The organism is Stutzerimonas kunmingensis (assembly GCF_021432085.1).
Taxonomy (GTDB): domain Bacteria; phylum Pseudomonadota; class Gammaproteobacteria; order Pseudomonadales; family Pseudomonadaceae; genus Stutzerimonas.
The window spans coordinates 3,561,158-3,581,304 of record NZ_CP090366.1 but is presented as its reverse complement, the minus strand read 5'-3'; the positions used below and the strand labels follow the sequence as shown (position 1 = coordinate 3,581,304).

23 protein-coding genes and 1 other RNA gene are annotated in these 20,147 nt (G+C 58.2%); 16 read left to right on the top strand and 8 right to left on the bottom strand.

Annotated elements, in window-relative coordinates; genetic code table 11:
* Positions 1-60 precede the first annotated feature (60 nt).
* On the bottom strand, positions 61-795 hold the full coding sequence (gene tfpZ / locus LW136_RS17020) for a TfpX/TfpZ family type IV pilin accessory protein (protein WP_234173241.1): 735 nt from the start codon (positions 793-795) through the stop codon (positions 61-63).
* A 212-nt stretch (positions 796-1,007) separates the two neighbouring features.
* Entirely contained in the window at positions 1,008-1,475 is a 468-nt protein-coding gene (locus tag LW136_RS17015) for a pilin (protein WP_272877626.1), read from the bottom strand.
* A gap of 332 nt (positions 1,476-1,807) precedes the next feature.
* Between LW136_RS17015 and pilB the strand changes: the two genes are divergently transcribed.
* From pilB to yacG, 5 genes are all read left to right on the top strand, one after another.
* Positions 1,808-3,511 carry a type IV-A pilus assembly ATPase PilB gene (gene pilB / locus LW136_RS17005; protein WP_234173235.1) on the top strand — a complete coding sequence of 568 codons (1,704 nt, stop codon included), beginning with the start codon at positions 1,808-1,810 and terminating at the stop codon, positions 3,509-3,511.
* A gap of 1 nt (position 3,512) precedes the next feature.
* Positions 3,513-4,730: a type II secretion system F family protein gene (locus LW136_RS17000; protein WP_191121777.1), complete on the top strand. Its 1,218-nt coding sequence runs from the start codon at positions 3,513-3,515 to the stop codon at positions 4,728-4,730.
* Positions 4,731-4,732: 2 nt separating this feature from the next.
* A complete protein-coding gene (locus tag LW136_RS16995) occupies positions 4,733-5,602 on the top strand; it encodes a prepilin peptidase (protein WP_191121778.1) in 870 nt (289 codons plus the stop codon).
* Positions 5,603-5,733: 131 nt separating this feature from the next.
* A complete protein-coding gene (gene coaE / locus LW136_RS16990) occupies positions 5,734-6,342 on the top strand; it encodes a dephospho-CoA kinase (RefSeq protein WP_191121779.1) in 609 nt (202 codons plus the stop codon).
* Positions 6,339-6,536 (top strand): DNA gyrase inhibitor YacG, encoded by a 198-nt coding sequence (gene yacG, locus LW136_RS16985; RefSeq protein WP_003302802.1) that lies wholly within the window; start codon positions 6,339-6,341, stop codon positions 6,534-6,536. Before coaE ends, yacG begins: the two co-directional genes overlap by 4 nt.
* A gap of 10 nt (positions 6,537-6,546) precedes the next feature.
* Here the strand turns inward: yacG and LW136_RS16980 are convergent, their stop codons facing one another.
* Together LW136_RS16980 and LW136_RS16975 are read right to left on the bottom strand one after the other, a co-directional pair.
* A complete protein-coding gene (locus LW136_RS16980) occupies positions 6,547-7,227 on the bottom strand; it encodes an energy-coupling factor ABC transporter permease (protein WP_042928463.1) in 681 nt (226 codons plus the stop codon).
* A gap of 62 nt (positions 7,228-7,289) precedes the next feature.
* Positions 7,290-8,327, bottom strand: a complete 1,038-nt coding sequence (locus LW136_RS16975; protein WP_191122335.1) for an NADP(H)-dependent aldo-keto reductase — start codon at positions 8,325-8,327, stop codon at positions 7,290-7,292.
* Positions 8,328-8,758: 431 nt separating this feature from the next.
* Between LW136_RS16975 and rplM the strand changes: the two genes are divergently transcribed.
* From rplM to LW136_RS16940, 7 genes are all read left to right on the top strand, one after another.
* Positions 8,759-9,187, top strand: a complete 429-nt coding sequence (gene rplM / locus LW136_RS16970; RefSeq protein WP_014821355.1) for a 50S ribosomal protein L13 — start codon at positions 8,759-8,761, stop codon at positions 9,185-9,187.
* 14 nt (positions 9,188-9,201) lie between these two features.
* A complete protein-coding gene (gene rpsI, locus LW136_RS16965) occupies positions 9,202-9,594 on the top strand; it encodes a 30S ribosomal protein S9 (protein WP_003302797.1) in 393 nt (130 codons plus the stop codon).
* Between the two features lie 256 nt (positions 9,595-9,850).
* Positions 9,851-10,444 carry a ubiquinol-cytochrome c reductase iron-sulfur subunit gene (petA, locus tag LW136_RS16960; protein ID WP_014821354.1) on the top strand — a complete coding sequence of 198 codons (594 nt, stop codon included), beginning with the start codon at positions 9,851-9,853 and terminating at the stop codon, positions 10,442-10,444.
* Positions 10,444-11,655 carry a cytochrome b gene (locus LW136_RS16955; RefSeq protein WP_042928466.1) on the top strand — a complete coding sequence of 404 codons (1,212 nt, stop codon included), beginning with the start codon at positions 10,444-10,446 and terminating at the stop codon, positions 11,653-11,655. Before petA ends, LW136_RS16955 begins: the two co-directional genes overlap by 1 nt.
* On the top strand, positions 11,655-12,434 hold the full coding sequence (locus LW136_RS16950) for a cytochrome c1 (RefSeq protein WP_191122334.1): 780 nt from the start codon (positions 11,655-11,657) through the stop codon (positions 12,432-12,434). Before LW136_RS16955 ends, LW136_RS16950 begins: the two co-directional genes overlap by 1 nt.
* Before the next feature lie 88 nt (positions 12,435-12,522).
* The gene (locus LW136_RS16945; RefSeq protein WP_090519234.1) at positions 12,523-13,140 is read left to right on the top strand and encodes a glutathione S-transferase N-terminal domain-containing protein; all 618 of its coding nucleotides are present in this window, start codon (positions 12,523-12,525) and stop codon (positions 13,138-13,140) included.
* A 12-nt stretch (positions 13,141-13,152) separates the two neighbouring features.
* Positions 13,153-13,551 carry a ClpXP protease specificity-enhancing factor gene (locus tag LW136_RS16940; RefSeq protein WP_003302790.1) on the top strand — a complete coding sequence of 133 codons (399 nt, stop codon included), beginning with the start codon at positions 13,153-13,155 and terminating at the stop codon, positions 13,549-13,551.
* A 39-nt stretch (positions 13,552-13,590) separates the two neighbouring features.
* Here the strand turns inward: LW136_RS16940 and LW136_RS16935 are convergent, their stop codons facing one another.
* The 4 genes from LW136_RS16935 to LW136_RS16920 all read right to left on the bottom strand — a co-directional run bounded on the left by LW136_RS16935 (position 13,591) and on the right by LW136_RS16920 (position 17,033).
* Complete coding sequence (locus LW136_RS16935; RefSeq protein ID WP_014821351.1) at positions 13,591-14,169, bottom strand: BON domain-containing protein; 579 nt, start codon at positions 14,167-14,169, stop codon at positions 13,591-13,593.
* Positions 14,166-14,759: a phosphoheptose isomerase gene (locus LW136_RS16930; RefSeq protein ID WP_013981954.1), complete on the bottom strand. Its 594-nt coding sequence runs from the start codon at positions 14,757-14,759 to the stop codon at positions 14,166-14,168. The genes LW136_RS16935 and LW136_RS16930 overlap by 4 nt, the downstream gene beginning before the upstream one ends.
* A gap of 109 nt (positions 14,760-14,868) precedes the next feature.
* Positions 14,869-15,231, bottom strand: a complete 363-nt coding sequence (locus LW136_RS16925) for a YraN family protein (protein ID WP_014821349.1) — start codon at positions 15,229-15,231, stop codon at positions 14,869-14,871.
* Entirely contained in the window at positions 15,231-17,033 is a 1,803-nt protein-coding gene (locus tag LW136_RS16920) for a penicillin-binding protein activator (RefSeq protein ID WP_191122330.1), read from the bottom strand. Before LW136_RS16920 ends, LW136_RS16925 begins: the two co-directional genes overlap by 1 nt.
* Positions 17,034-17,157: 124 nt before the next feature.
* On the opposite strand from LW136_RS16920, the gene rsmI reads away from it, so the two are divergent.
* From rsmI to rsmH, 4 genes are all read left to right on the top strand, one after another.
* Entirely contained in the window at positions 17,158-18,021 is an 864-nt protein-coding gene (rsmI, locus tag LW136_RS16915) for a 16S rRNA (cytidine(1402)-2'-O)-methyltransferase (RefSeq protein ID WP_041014820.1), read from the top strand.
* A 72-nt stretch (positions 18,022-18,093) separates the two neighbouring features.
* An RNA gene (rnpB, locus tag LW136_RS16910) (RNase P RNA component class A) lies at positions 18,094-18,452 on the top strand.
* Between the two features lie 294 nt (positions 18,453-18,746).
* Positions 18,747-19,202 carry a division/cell wall cluster transcriptional repressor MraZ gene (gene mraZ / locus LW136_RS16905; RefSeq protein ID WP_003302783.1) on the top strand — a complete coding sequence of 152 codons (456 nt, stop codon included), beginning with the start codon at positions 18,747-18,749 and terminating at the stop codon, positions 19,200-19,202.
* Positions 19,199-20,146: a 16S rRNA (cytosine(1402)-N(4))-methyltransferase RsmH gene (gene rsmH / locus LW136_RS16900; protein WP_044315474.1), complete on the top strand. Its 948-nt coding sequence runs from the start codon at positions 19,199-19,201 to the stop codon at positions 20,144-20,146. The genes mraZ and rsmH overlap by 4 nt, the downstream gene beginning before the upstream one ends.
* Position 20,147 lies beyond the last annotated feature (1 nt).

Here is a 20,147-nt window from a genome sequence, read left to right as displayed (position 1 = left end):
CAGCCAAAATGCTCGTGCGGGGGGGGGGCACTAGCCAGTTCTCAAAACCATGTTGGAGGGTTATCTCCACGGTTTTAGATCGATGATGGCTATCACCTCATTCTTATCTTCGCCGAGCAACACCACCATTGGTTTGTCACGTGCCATCAGCGGTACCCAGGATGAAGCTCTTGGCCAGTTTTGAAGTGCACTGCGAACTGTTGTTCTGTCGTTTACATCGATGAGTTTCTCCAGCGGTAGTGCGCGCTTTCGTATGGCTTCGGCCATTTCGGTCAGCGGTCGGTAGAGGTGGGGGCGTTGTGCTATGTCGCTACCGCCCTGTAGGGCTTCGAAGAGGATATGGTTCCGTTGTTCGGGATCATCAGGCTTTACTGCTCCGACCCATTTGGGGCCGGACCAGGGAATACTTCGATATTGAGCGAGTGCTTTGTCCAGTTGACGGATGTCGATATCCACCACCGTTACCACATCGAAGCGATCGGAGTTGTAAACAATCCAAACTGGGCGTCCTTCCGCGACGGTCCAGAGGCCATAGCCTAGCGCGCTCAATTGCAGGCACCCGATTGCTAATATGTCCGTCACGAGAGTCTTCTTGCCGACTTTAAATATCACTAATGTAAAAATTGGGCCGAGGGTTATATCGACCAGCAGCAATAATAGGAATATACGGGTGACGCCTAGTGCTTCATGTAGTGGGGCTGGATACCAGAGTCGGTATACGAGCAGTGCGGCTATCAGCGCGATAACGGCCGAGACGGTCAGATGAATCAAGAAAGCCACAATGCGCGTGGGCATGCTGAACTCCAGTGACATAATCGTGTTGTAGGATTGCGGGTCGCAATCTGAGTGCGTTATGACGAGGCGGGGACTGTTGCAAACTGCGCGCAGCGAGCATTGGGTATTACTGGTATGGTAAAAAAACCCCACCGATGAGGGCGGGGTTTGCTGGCGGAAGCGGAAGTGGGCCCTGAAGTTCTAGTCGAACCGGCAGGACTACGCTTCTTTGATTAGCGGCAGTTGGCTGGCAGGAACTTATCAATGATGGTGGTTGTGGCGCTACCACAATCCCAAGTAATCGAACCGGTCGAGTTGTTATCTGCAATTGCGGCGCCGTTGATCTCCGGTACGAAGGCTAGGACGTTGGTTCCGCCAAGTTGCGGAATCCCACCCATGGTAATTGAGATGGTGCCATTGCCAGCATCAACAGCAACGGCGGTAATTAGATCGGTGACGAGGTTGGGTTGATCTGCAGCAACTACTGCAGAGTAGGCGGTAACACCAGCGATTCCGTTGTCGGCAAACACATCAGTTACGCCGATTTTAAGTGAGCTAGCGGCGATCATGCCTTCCGAGACCTTGGCACGCACTGTGTAGTCTTGGTAGGCCGGCAATGCTACTGCAGCCAAAATCCCGATGATCGCAACGACGATCATTAATTCAATCAGGGTGAAGCCTTTCTGCATTTGAGCTTTCATTTGAATCTCCTTGGGTGTTGAGGCTGTGTGCCTGGAAATGGCAAAGCATCTGGCGTGCCAGTTTTCGGAAGGGACGAATGGCGCGGTTGCTAATGTGAAGCACCGCAACTATTTATGCCGGAACTCTCGTCGGAGCGAGCACGAGCTGCCGTGTGCCCGGTTCATGGCTTTGGGTCGTTAAGGTAGCTGCTGGTTATCACCCACGTTATTAGAGGGGGCCGATTCGCTATCCGCGCGTCAATATGTGACCAGTAGCGTCACTTGTTGCCGGCGTTGTTTCCAGTCGTTGACAACTGCGCTATAAGGCGGGCACAGATTGGAACGAGACCGTCATGAGCGAAACTATTCCCCTATCCGGCTTGGCCCGGCAGATGGTGTTGGCAGGCGTGCTGGATGAGAAGGCCGCTCAGCAGGCGCAGGTGCAAGCGTTGCGCAGCAAGCTGCCGCTAGTTACCTATCTGGTGCAGAACAGGCTTGCGAAGGGGGGGGTAGTTGCCGAGCTTGCTTCCGAGCAGTTTGGTTTAGCGCTGCTGGATCTATCTGCGTTGGACAAGGACTCGCTGCCTAAGGATCTGGTCAGCGAAAAGTTGGCGCGCCAGCATCGAGCGCTACCGCTTGCAAAGCGAGGCAATAAGCTTTATGTGGCTGTTTCTGATCCGGCTAACCATCAGGCGGTTACTGACATACAGTTCAGCACGGGGCTAAACACAGAAGCGATCCTGGTGGAGGACGACAAGCTTGGTGATGCAATCGACAAGTTCTTCGAGGGCGGTTCGACGGGGCTGGAGGGCTTGGGCGACGTCGATCTGGACGGTGTTGACGTCGAGACCGTGTCGGACGATGTAAAAAATGATGAGGCAGGTGAGGCGGCAGACGATGCCCCGGTTGTTCGCTTTGTCAATAAGATGTTGCTTGACGCTATTCGCGGCGGCTCTTCTGACTTGCATTTCGAGCCTTATGAAAAGGCGTTTCGCGTACGGCTCCGTACCGATGGCATTCTGCATGAGGTCGCGCGGCCGCCGATTCAACTGGCGCCGCGCATTTCTGCGCGCCTAAAGGTGATGGCGGGGCTGGATATTTCCGAGCGTCGCAAGCCTCAGGACGGCCGTATCAAGATGAAACTGTCCAAGAGCAAGGCAATTGATTTTCGCGTCAATACGCTGCCCACGCTTTGGGGCGAGAAGATCGTGATGCGAATCCTTGATCCGTCCAGTGCACAAATGGGTATCGATGCATTGGGCTATGAAGAAGACCAGAAAGAGCTCTATATGAATGCCCTGAAGCAACCGCAGGGCATGATCTTGGTCACCGGCCCGACCGGCTCTGGTAAGACTGTGTCCCTCTACACCGGGCTGAACATCCTGAATACGGTCGATGTGAATATTTCGACCGCAGAAGATCCTGTAGAGATCAACCTGGAAGGCATCAACCAGGTCAACGTCAATCCACGCCAGGGGATGGATTTCTCCCAGGCGCTGCGCGCGTTTCTGCGTCAGGATCCGGACATCATCATGGTAGGTGAGATTCGCGATCTGGAAACCGCCGAGATCGCCATCAAGGCGGCGCAGACGGGGCACATGGTCATGTCGACGCTACACACCAACAGCGCCGCGGAAACCCTGACCCGTCTTCGCAATATGGGGGTGGCCGCGTTCAATATCGCGACATCGGTCAATCTGATCATCGCGCAGCGACTGGCACGCAAGCTTTGCAACAGTTGCAAGAAAGAGGTGGAGCTGCCGCGCGAGGCGCTGCTGGGCGAAGGTTTCCCTGCCGATAAAATTGGGACGTTCAAGATCTACGGCCCGGTCGGCTGCGATAATTGCAAAGGCGGTTACAAAGGTCGTGTCGGTATTTATGAAGTGGTTAAAAACACGCCGGCACTGGCCAGGATTATCATGGAAGACGGCAACTCCATCGACATTTCCACCCAGATGCGTAAAGACGGCTTCAACGACCTGCGTACATCGGCCCTAGTGAAGGCCATGCAGGGCGTGACAAGCCTGGAAGAAGTGAACCGGGTGACCAAGGACTAACATGGCGCAGAAAGCGATTAAAACCAGTGTGTTCACCTGGGAAGGCACCAACAAGCAGGGCGCGAAGATAAAGGGCGAGCTGAGCGGCGTCAGCCCCGCGCTGGTCAAGGCGCAGCTGCGTAAGCAGGGTGTCAATCCGCAGAAGGTGCGCAAGAAGTCGGTTTCATTGTTCAGTGCTGGCAAGAAGATCAAGCCGATGGACATCGCCTTGTTCACTCGCCAGATGGCAACCATGATGAAGGCGGGCGTGCCGCTTCTGCAGTCCTTCGATATTATCGGGGAAGGCTTTGACAACCCAAATATGCGAAAGCTGGTGGATGATCTGAAGCAGGAGGTCGCAGCGGGTAATAGTTTCGCAACCGCACTGCGCCAGAAGCCTCAGTACTTCGATGATCTCTATTGCAACTTGGTAGATTCCGGTGAGCAATCCGGCTCGCTGGAAACTCTGCTGGACCGGGTGGCGACCTATAAGGAAAAGACCGAAGCCTTGAAAGCCAAGATCAAGAAGGCGATGAATTATCCTATTGCCGTGGTGCTGGTTGCGATCATCGTTTCGGCGATCTTGCTGATCAAGGTGGTTCCGCAGTTTCAGGATGTTTTCGCAAACTTCGGAGCGGAGCTCCCGGCGTTTACATTGATGGTGATTGGTTTATCCGAAGCGCTTCAGGCCTGGTGGCATATGGTGCTGCTCGTCATGTTCGGGGCGGCTTACGCCTTCAAAACAGCCCATAGCAGATCGGAGCGTTTTCGCAATGGATTTGACCGTTTTCTGCTCAAGGTTCCTGTGGTCGGCGACATTCTTTATAAATCCGCCGTGGCGCGTTTCGCTCGCACCCTGTCAACTACGTTTGCTGCGGGTGTGCCATTGGTAGATGCGTTGGATTCGGTCGCTGGAGCAACGGGCAATGTGGTGTTCCGCAATGCGACGATGAAAGTGAAGAGCGATGTTTCGAGTGGTATGCAGCTCAACTTCTCCATGCGTACGACCGACACCTTTCCCAGTATGGCGATCCAAATGACCGCCATCGGCGAGGAGTCCGGCGCCCTTGATGAAATGCTGGCGAAGGTGGCGACATTCTATGAAGACGAAGTCGACAACATGGTTGACGGGCTGACTGCCCTGATGGAACCAATGATCATGGCGGTGCTGGGCGTGCTGGTCGGCGGTTTGATCATTGCCATGTATCTCCCGATTTTCCAGTTGGGTGCCGTCGTTTAAATATGATCCTGATCGATTATCTGGCCAGCCACGTGCTGGCCTTTGTTTTATCTGCTGCTCTGCTCGGCTTGCTGGTCGGCAGCTTTCTCAACGTCGTGATCTATCGCTTGCCGATCATGATGCAACGTGAATGGCGTGCGCAGGCGCTTGAGTATCTCGAGTGCCCACCGGAGCCGGTTGGTGAGCGCTTCAATCTGCTGCTACCAAACTCACGGTGTCCGCACTGTGACCACCAGATTCGCTCATGGGAAAATATCCCCTTGGTCAGCTGGCTGGCCCTGCGTGGCAAGTGCTCGTCCTGCCGGGCGCCGATCAGCAGTCGCTATCCCCTTGTGGAGTTGGTGTGCGGGCTGCTTTCTGGCTATGTCGCTTGGCATTTCGGTTTCACCTGGGAGGCAGGAGCAATGCTGTTGCTGACCTGGGGATTGGTGGCGATGAGCATGATCGATATCGATCATCAGTTGCTGCCCGATTCGCTGGTTCTGCCGCTGTTGTGGCTTGGCCTCATCCTGAACAACTTCGGTTTGTTCGTATCGCTTGAAAGTGCACTGTGGGGAGCGGTAGCGGGATATCTGAGCCTGTGGTCGGTTTATTGGCTGTTCAAGCTGGTCACCGGCAAAGAAGGTATGGGCTATGGCGATTTCAAACTGCTTGCGATGTTAGGAGCTTGGGGTGGTTGGCAGGTGTTACCACTTACCATTCTCTTGTCGTCGGTGGTTGGGGCTGTTCTTGGCACAATCCTGTTGCGGGTGCAGCGCGCCGAGAGCAGCACGCCCATCCCTTTCGGTCCCTACTTGGCAATCGCCGGCTGGATCGCGTTGCTTTGGGGTGACCGGATTACCGAGAGCTATCTCCAGTTCGCGCGCTTCTAAGTCGGACACCATTGCTGAGCCGAAAGTCGTTCCGCCGACTTGTACTCTTAACGAAAGACGTTCTGGGCTTGCGCTTCGCAGGCTGAGTAGTTACTACTGCGCGTCCTGTTTTTAGTCTGGGTGTGGTTGCGATGGAGCCCTGGATTCTCGGGTTGACTGGCGGCATTGGTAGTGGCAAGACCGCGGTGCTGGATCGCTTCGCCAGTCTGGGTGTACATGTCGTCGATGCCGATCAGGCGGCGCGCTGGGTGGTCGAGCCCGGGCGGCCAGCGTTGCTGCAGATTGCCGAGCGCTTCGGCTCAGGCATCTTGCTCGCGGACGGCGCTCTGGATCGAAAAGGGCTGCGTGAGCGTATATTCGATAACCCGGCCGACAGGCAGTGGCTGGAACAGCTGCTGCATCCTCTGATTCGAGCTGAGATCGCCAGGCATCTCGCCTTGGCTGAGTCGCCTTACGCCATCATGGCTTCTCCGCTGCTGATCGAGTCAGGGCAGTACCGTCAGGTCAATCGTGTGCTGGTTGTAGACGTCCCTGTGTCACTCCAGGTTGCGCGCACGATGGCACGTGATCAAGTCAGTGAGGAGCAGGTGCGGGCGATTCTCAAGGCGCAGGCCAGTCGTGAAGCGCGCCTGCAACATGCCGATGATGTGCTGGTAAATGATCGAGATCTGTCGTGGCTAGGGTCGGAGGTCGAGCGATTGCACCGCTTTTATTTGAAGTTACGAGGAGGGCAGGTATGACCGCTGCGATAGTTGAGTGTCCGACGTGTGGAGCGCCGGTAGAGTGGGGGCCGCAAAGCCCAAGCCGGCCGTTCTGTTCCGATCGTTGCAAGCTTATCGATCTTGGTGCCTGGGCGTCGGAAGCGCACGCGATTCCTGGCAATGAGCTCGAGGATGATCTGTTCTCCGGTGACATGCCTCCGCGCGAGCACTAGCGCTTTGACGCTACTTGTCTTCTTTCCATGGCGCCTGCAGATAGCGGCTTTGATTGAAACTTTCCATCCAGTCCGGGTAGAAAACCACCAGGGCGGTAATCGCTGTGCCGTTGATGAAGGCTTCGGGGAACATGACCAGCCATAGGTAGCCGGCAAAATCCGCCAGCCAAGGCGGCATCGGGTAGCGACCATCTAGTAGCAGTACGCCGAGCGATGCCAGGATGCACGCCAATGCTGCGAGCGCCGCTGGAAAGAATCCAGCGAAGAAAATGAAGACGAACAGGTTGCGGGGTTGGGCGCGTTCTACGAGTCGCGCGCATACAACCGTGACCAGCACTGGGATCAGTACCAGCAGGATGCCGTTCATGCCCAGGGCTGCAACTTGTTGATGACCTGTCAGTGTCAGGCCGACCTGGGCGATGAGGGCGGCGATGATTGCCAGTGGCCAGTCCAGTAGCAAGGTGACGGCTGTCAGCCCGATGAAGTGGAATGAAAGGCCCGAATCGAAGTCCCTTCGCACCAGCCAGAGCAGAAAGATCGAAAGCATTGCGCCGAACAGCAAGTGCTGACGGCGAGTATCACTGAAGAGCTCGACCCAGGGAGCTCGCCAGGTCGCCCATAACAGTGCGATCACATAGATTATCCAGCCTGCCAGCAGGCTGGATGGAGCAAGCAGGTGGGCGGCGATCATGCTAGTGATTCCTTTGTGCTCGTTGTTGCCGGTGCGCAGTAGTCGGTGCTTCGTGAAGGGGCTTAGGGGGCTGGATTCGGCTGTTCTGTGTGGATCGCTTCAATTGCGGCTAGCACTTCACTCGAGAGCGTAATTTCGGCGCTACGGATATTCGACTCAAGTTGCTCTAGTGATGTCGCGCCGATGATATTGCTGGTGACGAAGGGTTGCGCTGTGACATACGCAAGCGCCATCTGTGCTGGATCCAGTCCATGCTCGCGAGCCAGTTTAACGTACCGAGAGCATGCGGCTTTGGCCTGGGGGTTGTTATAACGTGCGAAGCGTTCAAAGAGCGTGAGGCGCGCGCTGGCAGGGCGAGCACCGTTCTCGTATTTGCCGCTGAGCATGCCGAATGCCAGTGGCGAGTACGCGAGTAGGCCGCATTGTTCGCGGATGCTGATTTCCGCCAGGCCAACCTCGAAACTGCGATTGAGCAGGTTATAAGGGTTCTGTATCGAAACCGAACGCGGCAAGCCGCGAGCTTCGGCTAATTGCAGGTATTTCATCGCGCCCCAAGGTGTTTCGTTGGACAGGCCGATGTGGCGGATTTTGCCCGCTTTGACTTCGGCATCGAGCGCTTCGAGAGTTTCTTCCAGTGGAGTGAAGTCGCCATCTTGATGTCGGTAGCCCAGCTGCCCGAAAAAGTTGGTGCTGCGTTCCGGCCAATGTAGCTGGTACAGGTCGATCCAGTCGGTTTGCAGGCGCCGAAGGCTGTTATCGAGCGCGGTGCGGATCTGTTCGCGATTGAATTTGGGTTGACCGTCGCGAATGTGGGTAATGCCGTTGCCGGGTCCCGCGATCTTCGTGGCTATGATCCAGTCGGCTCTGTCGCCCCGGCTCTGGAAGTAATTTCCTATGTATTGCTCAGTGGTTGCGTAGGTTTCCGGGCGCGGCGGCACCGGGTACATCTCGGCCGTATCTATGAAGTTGATGCCGGCAGTCTTCGCCCGGTCGATCTGGGCGAATGCCTGGGCCTGGTCGTTCTGTTCTCCCCATGTCATGGTGCCGAGGCAAAGTGAACTGACTTTCAGATTTGTGCGGCCGAGTGAGCGATATTCCATGCAATACCTCGCGTGATCTGAGACTGAGTGCCGAAGAGCTTAACGAAGACGGGACGGCTTGTGCTCATGAGAGCGTTCGACGTATCCGAAGTGCCCTGGATGTCACGCTGGCAGATCTAGGGAGTGAGGCTCCCTGTTTGGTGGGCTGTGCCTGCTTGAGAGCGGGTGTAGCGGAATTCGATAAATATAAATGTCGGTTGCTATTTTGCTGGTAATCAGGATAATTCCGCAGCCTGTCGCCGGGGATGCCTAGCCTGTCGACGCAAGCCAAAGGTAGGGGATGTCTAGCCTACCGAACCACTGCCGTGGCGGACGCGCTGACCCGAGCCCCCGATAGCGTCTGTTTCCGGCTGCCCTGGCCTTGCCAGGGCGAGCACCATTCAGTAAGATTCGCCGTCTTATTTTCAGGGCGGCCCCTGAGGCTATAACGAATGAAGACATTTACTGCTAAACCGGAAACCGTCAAGCGCGACTGGTTCGTCGTCGACGCTGCCGGCCAGACCCTGGGTCGTCTGGCAACCGAAATCGCTAGCCGCCTGCGTGGCAAGCACAAGCCGGAATACACCCCTCACGTGGATACTGGCGATTACATCGTCGTGATCAACGCTGAGCAAGTGCGTGTGACTGGTGCCAAGACCACAGACAAGGTGTACTACTCTCACTCCGGTTTCCCGGGTGGCATCAAGTCGATCAGCTTCGAGAAGCTGATCGCCAAGGCGCCCGAGCGTGTGATCGAGACCGCGGTCAAAGGCATGCTGCCGAAGAACCCGCTGGGTCGCGACATGTATCGTAAGCTGAAGGTGTACAAGGGTGCCAGCCACCCGCACACCGCTCAGCAGCCCCAAGAACTGAAGATTTAACGGAATAGTTCATTATGTCGGCGACTCAAAATTACGGCACTGGCCGTCGCAAGACTGCAACCGCGCGCGTCTTTCTGCGCCCGGGTACTGGCAAGATCTCCATCAACAACCGTGAGCTGGATAACTTCTTCGGTCGCGAAACTGCCCGCATGGTCGTTCGTCAGCCGCTGGAGCTGACTGAGACTGTCGAGAAGTTCGATATCTACGTCACCGTTCTCGGTGGTGGTGTCAGCGGTCAAGCCGGTGCCATTCGTCACGGTATCACTCGTGCTCTGATCTCGTATGACGAAACTCTGCGCAGCCCGCTGCGTAAGGCTGGCTTCGTCACTCGCGACGCTCGTGAAGTGGAACGTAAGAAGGTCGGTCTGCGCAAAGCGCGCAAGCGTCCGCAGTACTCCAAGCGCTAATTCGCGCTTTCAAAAGAAACGCCCAGTTTCGTTCGGAGCTGGGCGTTTTTTTTGGGGGTGCGTTTTTATATGGCGGTGCGACAGTGTGTCGCGCGCTGGAAAGCCTGAAGGCCGGGCATTAGGGCTTATGTGACAGGCTATTACCTTGTCAGAAGAAGGCCTTTTCTTTACCATTTGGCGAATTTTTCGCGGCCCAATTTTACGTGGTACATGCCTGCGTCAAGCAGGCCATAAGAAGCTGATGGGAGACGACTGAATGAGCAATGACGGCGTGAATGCAGGCCGGCGTCGCTTCCTTGTGGCCGCCACTTCGGTGGTGGGCGCTGCAGGAGCGGTGGGTGCTGCGGTCCCGTTTGTGGGATCGTGGTTCCCGAGTGCCAAGGCCAAGGCGGCCGGTGCGCCGGTAAGGGTAAATATCAGCAAGATCGAGCCGGGGCAGCAGATGGTCGCCGAGTGGCGCGGTCAGCCGGTATTTATCGTGCGTCGGACCGACGAGGTCCTCGGAAATCTGGAGAAGGTTGCCGGCCAGGTAGCCGATCCTGAGTCCAAGGCTTCCGAGCAGCCTGCTTATGTCGATCCGAAGAACCGGTCGATCAAGCCCGAGTTGCTCGTGGTGGTCGGTCTGTGTACTCACCTCGGCTGTGCGCCGTCCTTCCGTCCTGAGGTGGCTGCGGCCGATCTCGGTGCCGATTGGCTTGGTGGGTATTTCTGTCCTTGCCATGGTTCCAAATACGATATGGCCGGTCGCGTCTATAAGTCGCAGCCAGCTCCCTTGAACCTGCCGGTGCCCCCGCACTCGTACGAGACCGATAATGTAATCATCATCGGTGTGGACCAGGAGAACGCCTGATGAGCAAGTTCATGGAATGGGTCGACGCCCGCTTCCCCGCGACCAAGATGTGGGAAGACCATCTTTCGAAGTACTACGCCCCCAAGAACTTCAACTTCTTGTATTTCTTCGGTTCGCTGGCGCTGCTCGTACTGGTCAATCAGATACTTACCGGTATCTGGCTGACCATGAGCTTCGAGCCTTCGGCTGAGGGCGCCTTCGCCTCCGTCGAATACATCATGCGCGACGTTGAGTACGGCTGGATCATCCGTTACCTGCACTCCACGGGCGCGTCTGCGTTCTTCGTGGTGGTCTATCTGCATATGTTTCGTGGGATCCTCTACGGCTCCTATCAGAAGCCGCGCGAGCTGGTGTGGATCTTCGGCATGATGATCTATCTGGCGCTCATGGCTGAGGCCTTCATGGGCTATCTGCTGCCTTGGGGACAGATGTCCTACTGGGGTGCCCAGGTAATCATCTCGCTGTTTGGTGCCATTCCGGTCATCGGTGGTGACCTGACCCAGTGGATTCGCGGTGACTACCTCATCTCAGGCATCACGCTGAACCGCTTCTTCGCGCTGCACGTGATCGCGCTGCCAATCGTCATTCTTGGCCTGGTCGTTCTGCACATCCTGGCGCTGCACGAGGTTGGCTCGAACAACCCGATGGGTGTCGATATCAAGAAGACCAAGGATGAGAATGGCGTGCCGCTCGATGGCATCCCGTTCCACCCTTACTACACCGTTAAAGACATTGTCGGTGTCGTAGTATTCCTCTTCGTCTTCTGTGCGGTCGTGTTCTTCTTCCCTGAGATGGGCGGCTATTTCCTTGAGAAGCCGAACTTCGAAGTGGCGAACGCGTTCAAGACTCCGGCACACATTGCTCCTGTTTGGTACTTCACTCCGTTCTACGCGATTCTGCGCGCGGTGCCGGATAAGCTGCTTGGCGTTATTGCCATGGGGGCGGCGATCGCAGTGCTCTTCGTGTTGCCCTGGTTGGATCGAAGCCCGGTCAAATCCATGAAGTACAAGGGTTGGATGAGCAAAGTAACGCTGTTGGCGTTCTGTGTATCCTTCATCATTCTCGGCGTGCTTGGCGTACTTGCACCGACTCCCGAGCGCACTCTGCTCGCGCGGATATGTACTGCTATCTACTTCGGCTACTTCATCCTGATGCCGTTCTATACCAAGCTCGAGAAGACCAAAGTGGTTCCGCAAAGGGTGGCTGGCTGATGAAAAAGCAATTTGCTGCATTGATTCTTGCAATCCTGCCGGTCTTTGCCTCCGCTGCAGGGACCGAGGTGCACTTGGATAAGGTCGATATCGACCTGACTGACAAAGCGGCCATGCAGGACGGTCTGAAGACTTTCGCCAACTACTGCATGGGTTGTCATAGCGCGCAGTACCAGCGTTATGAGCGTGTTGCCACTGACCTCGGTATTCCCGAAGAGGTCATGATGGACAACATCGTCTTTGCTGATGCCAAGTTTGGCGATCACATGAAGATCGGCATGAAGGCTGATGACGCCAAAGTCTGGTTTGGTGCCGCTCCGCCGGACCTGACCCTGGTTGCTCGCGTTCGCGGCAACGACTGGCTGTACACCTACATGCGCAGTTTCTACGAAGATCCGGCCCGCCCTTATGGCGTCAACAACACGGTCTTCCCGAACGTGGGTATGCCGCACGTGCTGGCTCCGCTTCAGGGGCGTCGCGTCGTGGGCTGCAAGCAGGTGCAGGTGGTCGAAGACGGTCGCAAGCAGTTCGATCCTCTGACCGGCACACCGATCACCGAGGAGGCATGCGATCAGATGGTCGTCGAGCCTGGTACCGGCACACTCTCCGAGGCCGAGTACGACGAGAAGATCAAGAACCTGGTGACCTTCCTTGCCTATTCGGCAAACCCGGTCAAGCTGGAGAGCCAGCGTATCGGTACCTATGTGTTGCTGTTCCTGGCGGTGTTCTTCGTGTTCGCTTACCTGCTCAAGCGTGAGTACTGGAAAGACGTTCACTAAGCTGCAAGCCGCAACTGCTGTACCCTGCGCGCGCCCTCTGGGCGCGCGTGTTTTTTCTGCTTCAAGATAAAAGAGTGAGGAAGGACCTATGGCTGCAACCAATCGGTTGGGCTGCTACTCCGATCCCGCCGACCACTATTCCCATCGCGTTCGTCTCGTGCTCGCAGAGAAAGGCGTCAGTGTGGACATACTTGACGTCGAGGCGGGGCAGTGTCCGGCCAAGCTGGCCGAGGTGAACCCGTATGCCAGTGTTCCGACGCTGGTGGATCGCGATCTGGCACTGTATGAGCCGGGTGTGATTCTGGAATATCTGGAAGAGCGTTACCCCCATCCCCCTTTATTGCCGGTCTATCCGGTTGCGCGGGCGAATACTCGCCTGCTGGTTCATCGCATTCAGCGAGATTGGTGTTCGCTGGCCGACCGTATCCTTGACCAGCGTACCGCTGAGCCGCAACGCGCGCAGGCGCGCAAAGAGCTTCGTGAAAGCTTGACCGGCGTGTCGCCGATATTCGCGGAAAAGCCGTACTTCATGAGTGACGAGATCAGTCTCGTCGACTGCTGCCTGTTGCCTATCCTCTGGCGTTTGCCCAGACTCGGTATCGAGTTGCCTCGAGCTGCCAAGCCGTTGCTTGACTATATGGAGCGCAGTTTCGCCCGCGAGGCCTTTCAGGCCAGTCTTTCCGCCGTCGAGCGCAACATGCGCTGAGAGAGGGTTCCCATGAATTCAAGTCGCCCCTATCTAGTCAGGGCGCTCTACGAGTGGATCGTGGACAATGATTGCACGCCGCACTTGCTGGTCAACGTCGATTATCCCGGCGTGCAGGTCCCTGCCGGGTTCGCCAGTGACGGGCAGATCGTGCTGAACGTTGCGCCAAGCGCCATACGCCACCTGCACATGGATAATGAGGCGATCAGCTTCGAGGGGCGTTTCGGTGGCGTTGCTCACTCGTTGAACGTGCCGTCCGCTGCTGTGATGGCCATCTATGCCAGGGAAAATGGGCAGGGCATGGTGTTCGAGATCGAGCCGACGCCGCCGGACGACGATGCGCCAAGCGAGAGCGGTGGTGACGACGCGCCGCGGCCGGGCGGACGTCCGAGTTTGAAGGTGGTCAAGTAGACGAGCGCGGCGCCCGGGCCTATCGGGCGCCAAAGTCGGTCAGTCGATGTATTCGAACAGTTTGACGATACGCTGCACGCCACTGACGCTCTGCACGAGGTTGGTTGCGCGGTTGCCTTCCTGGCGGGTAACCAGGCCCAGCAGATAGACAATGCCGTTTTCGGTGATCACCTTGATCCGCGAGCCCGGCACGCTGTTATCTGCGAGCATCTGGGTCTTGATCTTGGTGGTCAGCCAAGAGTCGTTGCTGCGTGCCAGTGCAGAGGAGGGCTGCAGGATCTGCAGTTCATTGTGGACGCGCTTGACGCGCTGCACGCTGCCTGCAGCTCGTTCGGCCGTTTCCTTGAGTTCTGCGCGCGGAGTCTGTCCGGCCAGCAGTACGACGCCGTTGTAGCTCGCTACGACTATGTGCGAGCCCTGATCAAGGTCGGGATGGGCCTTGGCGATATTGACCGCAGCCTTTGTCTCGATCAGCGAGTCGTCGATCTTGCTGCCGATGGTGCGGGTGCCGCGGTTATCGGCAATTGGGTCGTCGCGGGTTGCGGTCAGTACCGAACTACAGCCGCTGACGGCCAGACACAGACCTAGGGCGATAACAGGCAGGCGGGGCACGTTCATTCCTCACTTCCGAACAATTGGTTGTCGATCAGGTCGCACAAGCAGTGGATAGCCAGCAGATGCACCTCCTGGATGCGGGCGGTTACCTTGGCTGGTACGCGGATTTCGACGTCTTCTGGCAGCAGCAGAGACGCCATGCCGCCGCCGTCTCGGCCAGTCAGTGCCACTACCAGCATCTCCCGGTCATGAGCTGCCTGGATGGCCTGGATCACGTTGGCGGAATTGCCGCTTGTAGAGATCGCAAGCAATACGTCGCCTGGCTGACCCAGGGCGCGGATCTGCTTGGAGAATACTTCGTTGTAGCTGTAATCGTTGGCGATCGAGGTGATCGTCGAGCTGTCGGTGGTCAGAGCGATGGCGGGAAGGCTCGGCCGCTCACGCTCAAAGCGGTTGAGCAGTTCGGAGGAGAAATGCTGCGCGTCGCCGGCGGAGCCGCCGTTGCCACAGGTAAGAATCTTGCCTTCGCTAAGAAGGGCATTGACCATCGCCTGGCCGGCCTGCTCGATGCTTGGGGCCAGGACTTCCATGGCCTGCTGCTTGGTTTCGATGCTGGCCTGGAACAGTTGGCGGATTCGGGTTTGCATGTCCATTGTGTTCGACCTTAAAGGTTGCAAGCGCCTCCGGCTATCGCGCCGGTATGCGCTTGCGGTTCGCTAGGGCTGGGCGGCATCGTGCAGCAGTCGCTGCGTAATGAATCGTTCAGCTATCAAATGCGTTGCGGATCCAGTTCAGATTCTCGGTCTGCCCGGCTGATGTGATCGCAACGACGTCGAAGCGACAAGGGCTCCGGGCCCATCGGCTTTCCTTCTGCAGGAAGAGCTGGGCAGCCTTGATCAGCTTCTGCTGCTTGCGCGCATCGATGCTTTCAAGGGCGCCACCCCAGGCGGCGTAGCGCCTGTAGCGGACCTCGACGAATACTACTGTATCGCCGTCGAGCATGACCAGATCAAGCTCGCCGCTGCGACAGGACCAGTTGCGCGTCAGCAGGCGCAGGCCCTGATCGCACAGGTGACGCAGCGCGAGTGCTTCGGCAGAGCGTCCGCTGCTCTGGCTGTCGCTCATTACTGCATGTTGTCCAGGCGCTGGACCTCGCCGTCGCGGAACTCGGCCCATGGAAGCTGACGCTCGATGCGCTGCTGCGGGTTCAAGCTGAGCGTGCCGGAGAGGCCGTCGAGTTGAGTATCCGGAAGTGCCAGCAGTTGATTCAGCCGCGGCGCGAGAAGGTAGGCGTCCGCACCCATTGCGTACAGTCGACCCAGACTGCCGCCCGCCTGCGGCCATTTCTGCTCGACTTCCTGGCGCAATGGGAGTTGGTCGTTCAATAGCCAAGGGGTTTCTGCGAAACGAATGCCTTCGAGGTCGAGGTATTGGGTGCGATCATGGCTGGCTGCATGCAGGTGAGAGGTGGCGTATACCGGAAGGTCGCCCGCATATTGGAAGATCAGGGTGGGTCGGACTTGCTGGGCCTGCTGCGGAGTGGCTGCCAGGAACAGGAAGTCGACGTCCTGCCGGCGAGTGGGCTGGTTGCTCGTCGAGGCGTCAGTGATGCTGCTGACCCGTCCGCCACGACTCTCGCTATTGCGCAGTTGCAGCAGATCGGCGATCTGGTTGGCGAGTTGCACGGGCTCGGCCAATGGCTCGGCTGCAACCAGTGTTCCGCCGGCTTCTTCCCAGCTCTGGCGGAAGGCATCCAGAATCCGCCCGCCCCAGTCTCCGCGAGGAGCCAGTGCGATGGCGCGGCGATGGCCGTCCGCCCATGCGCGGCGCGCGACCTCGCGGGCTTCGTCCTCGGCAGCCAGGCCGAACTGGAACAGCTGGGGTGGGGTGCTCTGACCGGCGTCACTGTAGTTCAGGGCGAGTGTCGTGATCGGCAGCTGATCCCTCTCGGCCAGTTGGCGCACCAGATCCTTTTCCAGCGGGCCCACGACCAGCTGTACGCCGGCAGCCTGGGCTTGTCGGTAGAACTCGTCGATGGAGGTCATGCGGGTGCTGTCATAAAGCTCGATGCGCAGCGCCTGGCCGGATTGCTGCGCGTGCAGGTGTGCCGCGAGGAAGCCGTCACGCAGGGCGCGAGCGACGCTTGCCAGCTGGCCGTCCATGGGGAGCAGCAGTGCAATGTTGTTCAGGGGCTGATCGGCCAGCTCACGAAGTTTCTGCAGCGGCTCAGGGAGCTGTTCTGCGGCAGGGTGCTGGGGGTTTTGTGCAATCCAGTCGTCAATGGCGCGCTGTTGCTGGGCAACGGTGCCGGCGCGTTTCAGTGACAGCGCCAGCGACTGCCAGCCGGCGAGATCGTCATCTGCCGCGCCTTGCAGTTGCTGCTCGGGAAGTGCGGATATGAGTTTCCAGATGGCTTCGTGGTTGGTTCTGGCTTGCTCGCCGCTCAGGAGTGGAGCAGTGAAAACCCGTTCGCGCGCAGCGGCGAGGGGCTTGTCGGTCGCCTCCAGCGCTTCCGCCCGCGCCAGCTGGCTACGAACCTGCTGCGCCACTGGTAGCTCGCCCAGGCGTTCAAACGCAGGGTGCTGCAGTGCTTGCTCGGCTTGTTCCGGTTTGCCATCGGCTAGTGCGATTTCGGCCTGCAGTGTCAATGCGAAGATCTGCTGCGCTGGTTTCAGTGTATCCAGCTGAACCTTTTCCAGAATGCTGCGAGCCTGGGCATGGTTACCCTGTTGGATGCTCTGGTCGGCGGCGGCCAGGCGCAGCTGTACGGCTTGTTCGGGGTCGCTTTGGTCGGCTTTCTCCAGCAGTTGCTGGGTGGAGGCCTGTGGTGTGCGAGGCAGTTCGCCCAATGTCGAAGAGGGAGAGCTGGCGCAAGCTGCGAGCATGATTGCGACGCACAGGAGTAGAAGGGGGCGTAAGCAAGCCATTGTTTGATCGTTCCTGAAAGCACTGGCGAGTGTTGGCGGATTGTACCCAAGCGCTGGAGTGGCGGCGATGTTGCGGCGGTGAATCGGGCTACAATGCGCATTTCCGTGACAGAGGTAAGCCCTTGTGACTGCCAGTGGTGGTGCGAATTCCGGAATGGGGACGCTTTATGTCGTCGCCACGCCGATCGGCAATCTGGAGGACATCAGTGCCCGAGCGCTGCGGGTGCTGCGAGAGGTGTCGCTGATAGCCGCGGAGGATACCCGTCACTCGTCTCGGTTGCTCGCGCACTTCGGTATTCAGACGCCGCTGGCAGCTTGCCACGAGCATAACGAGCGTGAAGAGGGGGGGCGATTCATCGGGCGGTTGCAAGGTGGAGAGGATGTCGCGCTGATCTCCGATGCGGGTACGCCATTGATTTCCGATCCGGGATATCACCTGGTGCGCCAGGCGCGTGCCGCTGGGGTTGCAGTGGTGCCGGTGCCGGGTGCTTGTGCGCTGATCGCCGCACTGTCGGCGGCTGGGTTGCCCTCGGATCGATTCATCTTCGAAGGCTTTCTGCCTGCCAAGGCTGCTGCACGATGTGCACGACTCGAAGCGCTGAAAGAAGAGCCGCGCACGCTGATCTTCTACGAAGCTCCGCACCGCATACTGGAATCGCTTGGCGACTTTCGAGATGTGTTCGGTGGCGATCGAATTGCCGTGCTCGGCCGAGAGTTGACCAAGACGTTCGAAACGCTGAAAGGGCTGCCGCTGAGCGAGTTGCACGCGTGGGTCGAGGCCGACAGCAATCAGCAGCGCGGCGAGTGCGTGGTGCTTGTAGAGGGTTGGCATGCTCCGCTAGACGAGAGCGCGGTGAGCGCAGAGGCGCTCCGGGTGCTCGATCTGCTGTTGGCAGAAATGCCGCTCAAGCGGGCGGCCGCAATCGCAGCCGATATTACCGGTGTGCGCAAGAATCTGTTGTACCAGGCGGCGCTGGAACGCAAATAGGAGGTGGGCCTGGGCCTCGTGCCGCCTGGTGAGCTTGCAGGCAGAGCGTTGCGGCGATACTCTGGCGCCTGGAGAGTCGATCGGACAGTCGCTGTCTCTTTTTGTTCCGCAAAAAGGGAGGGAGGAAAGTCCGGGCTCCATAGGGCGAAGTGCCAGGTAACGCCTGGGAGGCGCGAGCCTACGGAAAGTGCCACAGAAAATAACCGCCTAAGCACTTCGGTGCCGGTAAGGGTGAAAAGGTGCGGTAAGAGCGCACCGCGCGGCTGGCAACAGTCCGTGGCTAGGTAAACCCCACTTGGAGCAAGACCAAATAGGGATCCATCGGCGTGGCCCGCGCTGGATCCGGGTAGGTTGCTAGAGGCAGTCAGCGATGGCTGTCGGAGAGGAATGGCTGTCCTCGACAGAACCCGGCTTACAGATCGACTCTCCTCCTTTCTTCCTTAGCAATACCCCATTTTTAATTCCGAAACATTCTTGCTCTTAACAAAGTACTTTAACTTTGTTGAGCAACTCGCTGTTGTCTCTGAAGATGCTTCCAGTCCTCTTCGCATTCTCCGCTCGAATTATCTCTCAACGTCGCTAAATTGCCGCTCCGTAAGGCTTTTTCCCGTCTGGCTCGCCTTGACGGTGGGGCGGCTGCGTTTCTATAGTGCGCACAAGTGGTAGGAAGTGGCAGAAAGTGGGTAAATATGGGCATGGATAGCTAATTCAGGGGAAGCGCAGCCGTGTTTCGCGGAGCTAACGCCATCAGTCTCGACGCCAAAGGCCGGCTAGCCATGCCCAGCCGGTATCGCGACGAGCTGAATTCCCGTGGCGATGGCCAGCTGATCATCACGATCGACGCCGTGGACCGTTGTTTGTGCATTTACCCCTTGCCCGAGTGGGAGCTGATCGAAGCCAAGCTCCGCGAATTGCCCTCCTTGCGTGAAGAGGCCCGTCGCCTGCAACGCCTGCTGATTGGTAATGCTGTCGATCTGGAGATGGATGGCAGTGGGCGCGTCGTGGTGCCGCCGCGTCTTCGTGAGTACGCTCGGCTGGACAAGCGCGCGATGTTGGTAGGGCAACTGAACAAGTTTCAACTATGGAACGAGGACGACTGGAACGCGGTTTCTGACGCGGACCTGGCGGCCATCAAGCAACCCGGCGGTCTGCCGGAAGAACTACGTGACCTAATCCTGTGAACCAGATCAGCAGCTTGCGACATATCACCGTGTTGCTCGACGAAGCCGTCGCGGCGCTGAGCGTGCGCCCCGACGGACGCTATCTGGATGGCACCTTTGGGCGGGGTGGTCACAGCCGGCTACTGCTTCAGCAGCTTGGGCCTGATGGCCTATTGCTGGGATTCGACAAGGATCCGTTAGCCATCGCTACGGGGCAAGCACTGGCGGCCGAGGACGGCCGCTTTGTCGTTGTGCAGAGAAGTTTTGCCGAACTTGGCGAAGAAGTGGCGCAGCGCGGCTGGAGCGGAACCGTCAGTGGCGTTTTGCTGGATCTGGGCGTTTCGTCACCGCAGCTGGACGACCCCGAGCGCGGCTTCAGTTTTCTTAACGACGGTCCTCTGGACATGCGCATGGATCCTAGCCGAGGCGTCAGTGCGGCCGATTGGATAGCGCACGCCGACGAAGATGAGATCGCACGGGTGTTCAAGGATTATGGCGAAGAGCGCTTCGCCAAGCGCATGGCTCGTGCGGTGGTGCAGCGCCGCGAAGCGGCGCCTTTCGAACGTACCGCCGACCTCGCCAAGGTCCTGACTGAGGCCAACCCCGCTTGGGAGAAGGGCAAGAATCCGGCGACTCGTGCGTTTCAGGGACTGCGCATCTACATCAACAATGAGCTTGGCGACCTGGAGCATGGCCTTGATGCAGCCCTGGAGGCACTGGAAGTGGGCGGCCGGCTGGTGGTCATCAGCTTTCATTCGCTGGAAGACCGCATCGTCAAACAGTTCATGCGCCGCCACGCCAAGGGCGAGGCGGACAAGCTGCCACGCGACCTGCCCATCATTCCGAAGGCATTCGAGCCGCGCCTTAAGCTGCTCGGCAAGCCGCAGTACGCTTCCGATGCCGAGGTCAAGGGCAACCCGCGTTCGCGCAGTGCGGTAATGCGCGTGGCGGAGAAGCTGCGGTGAC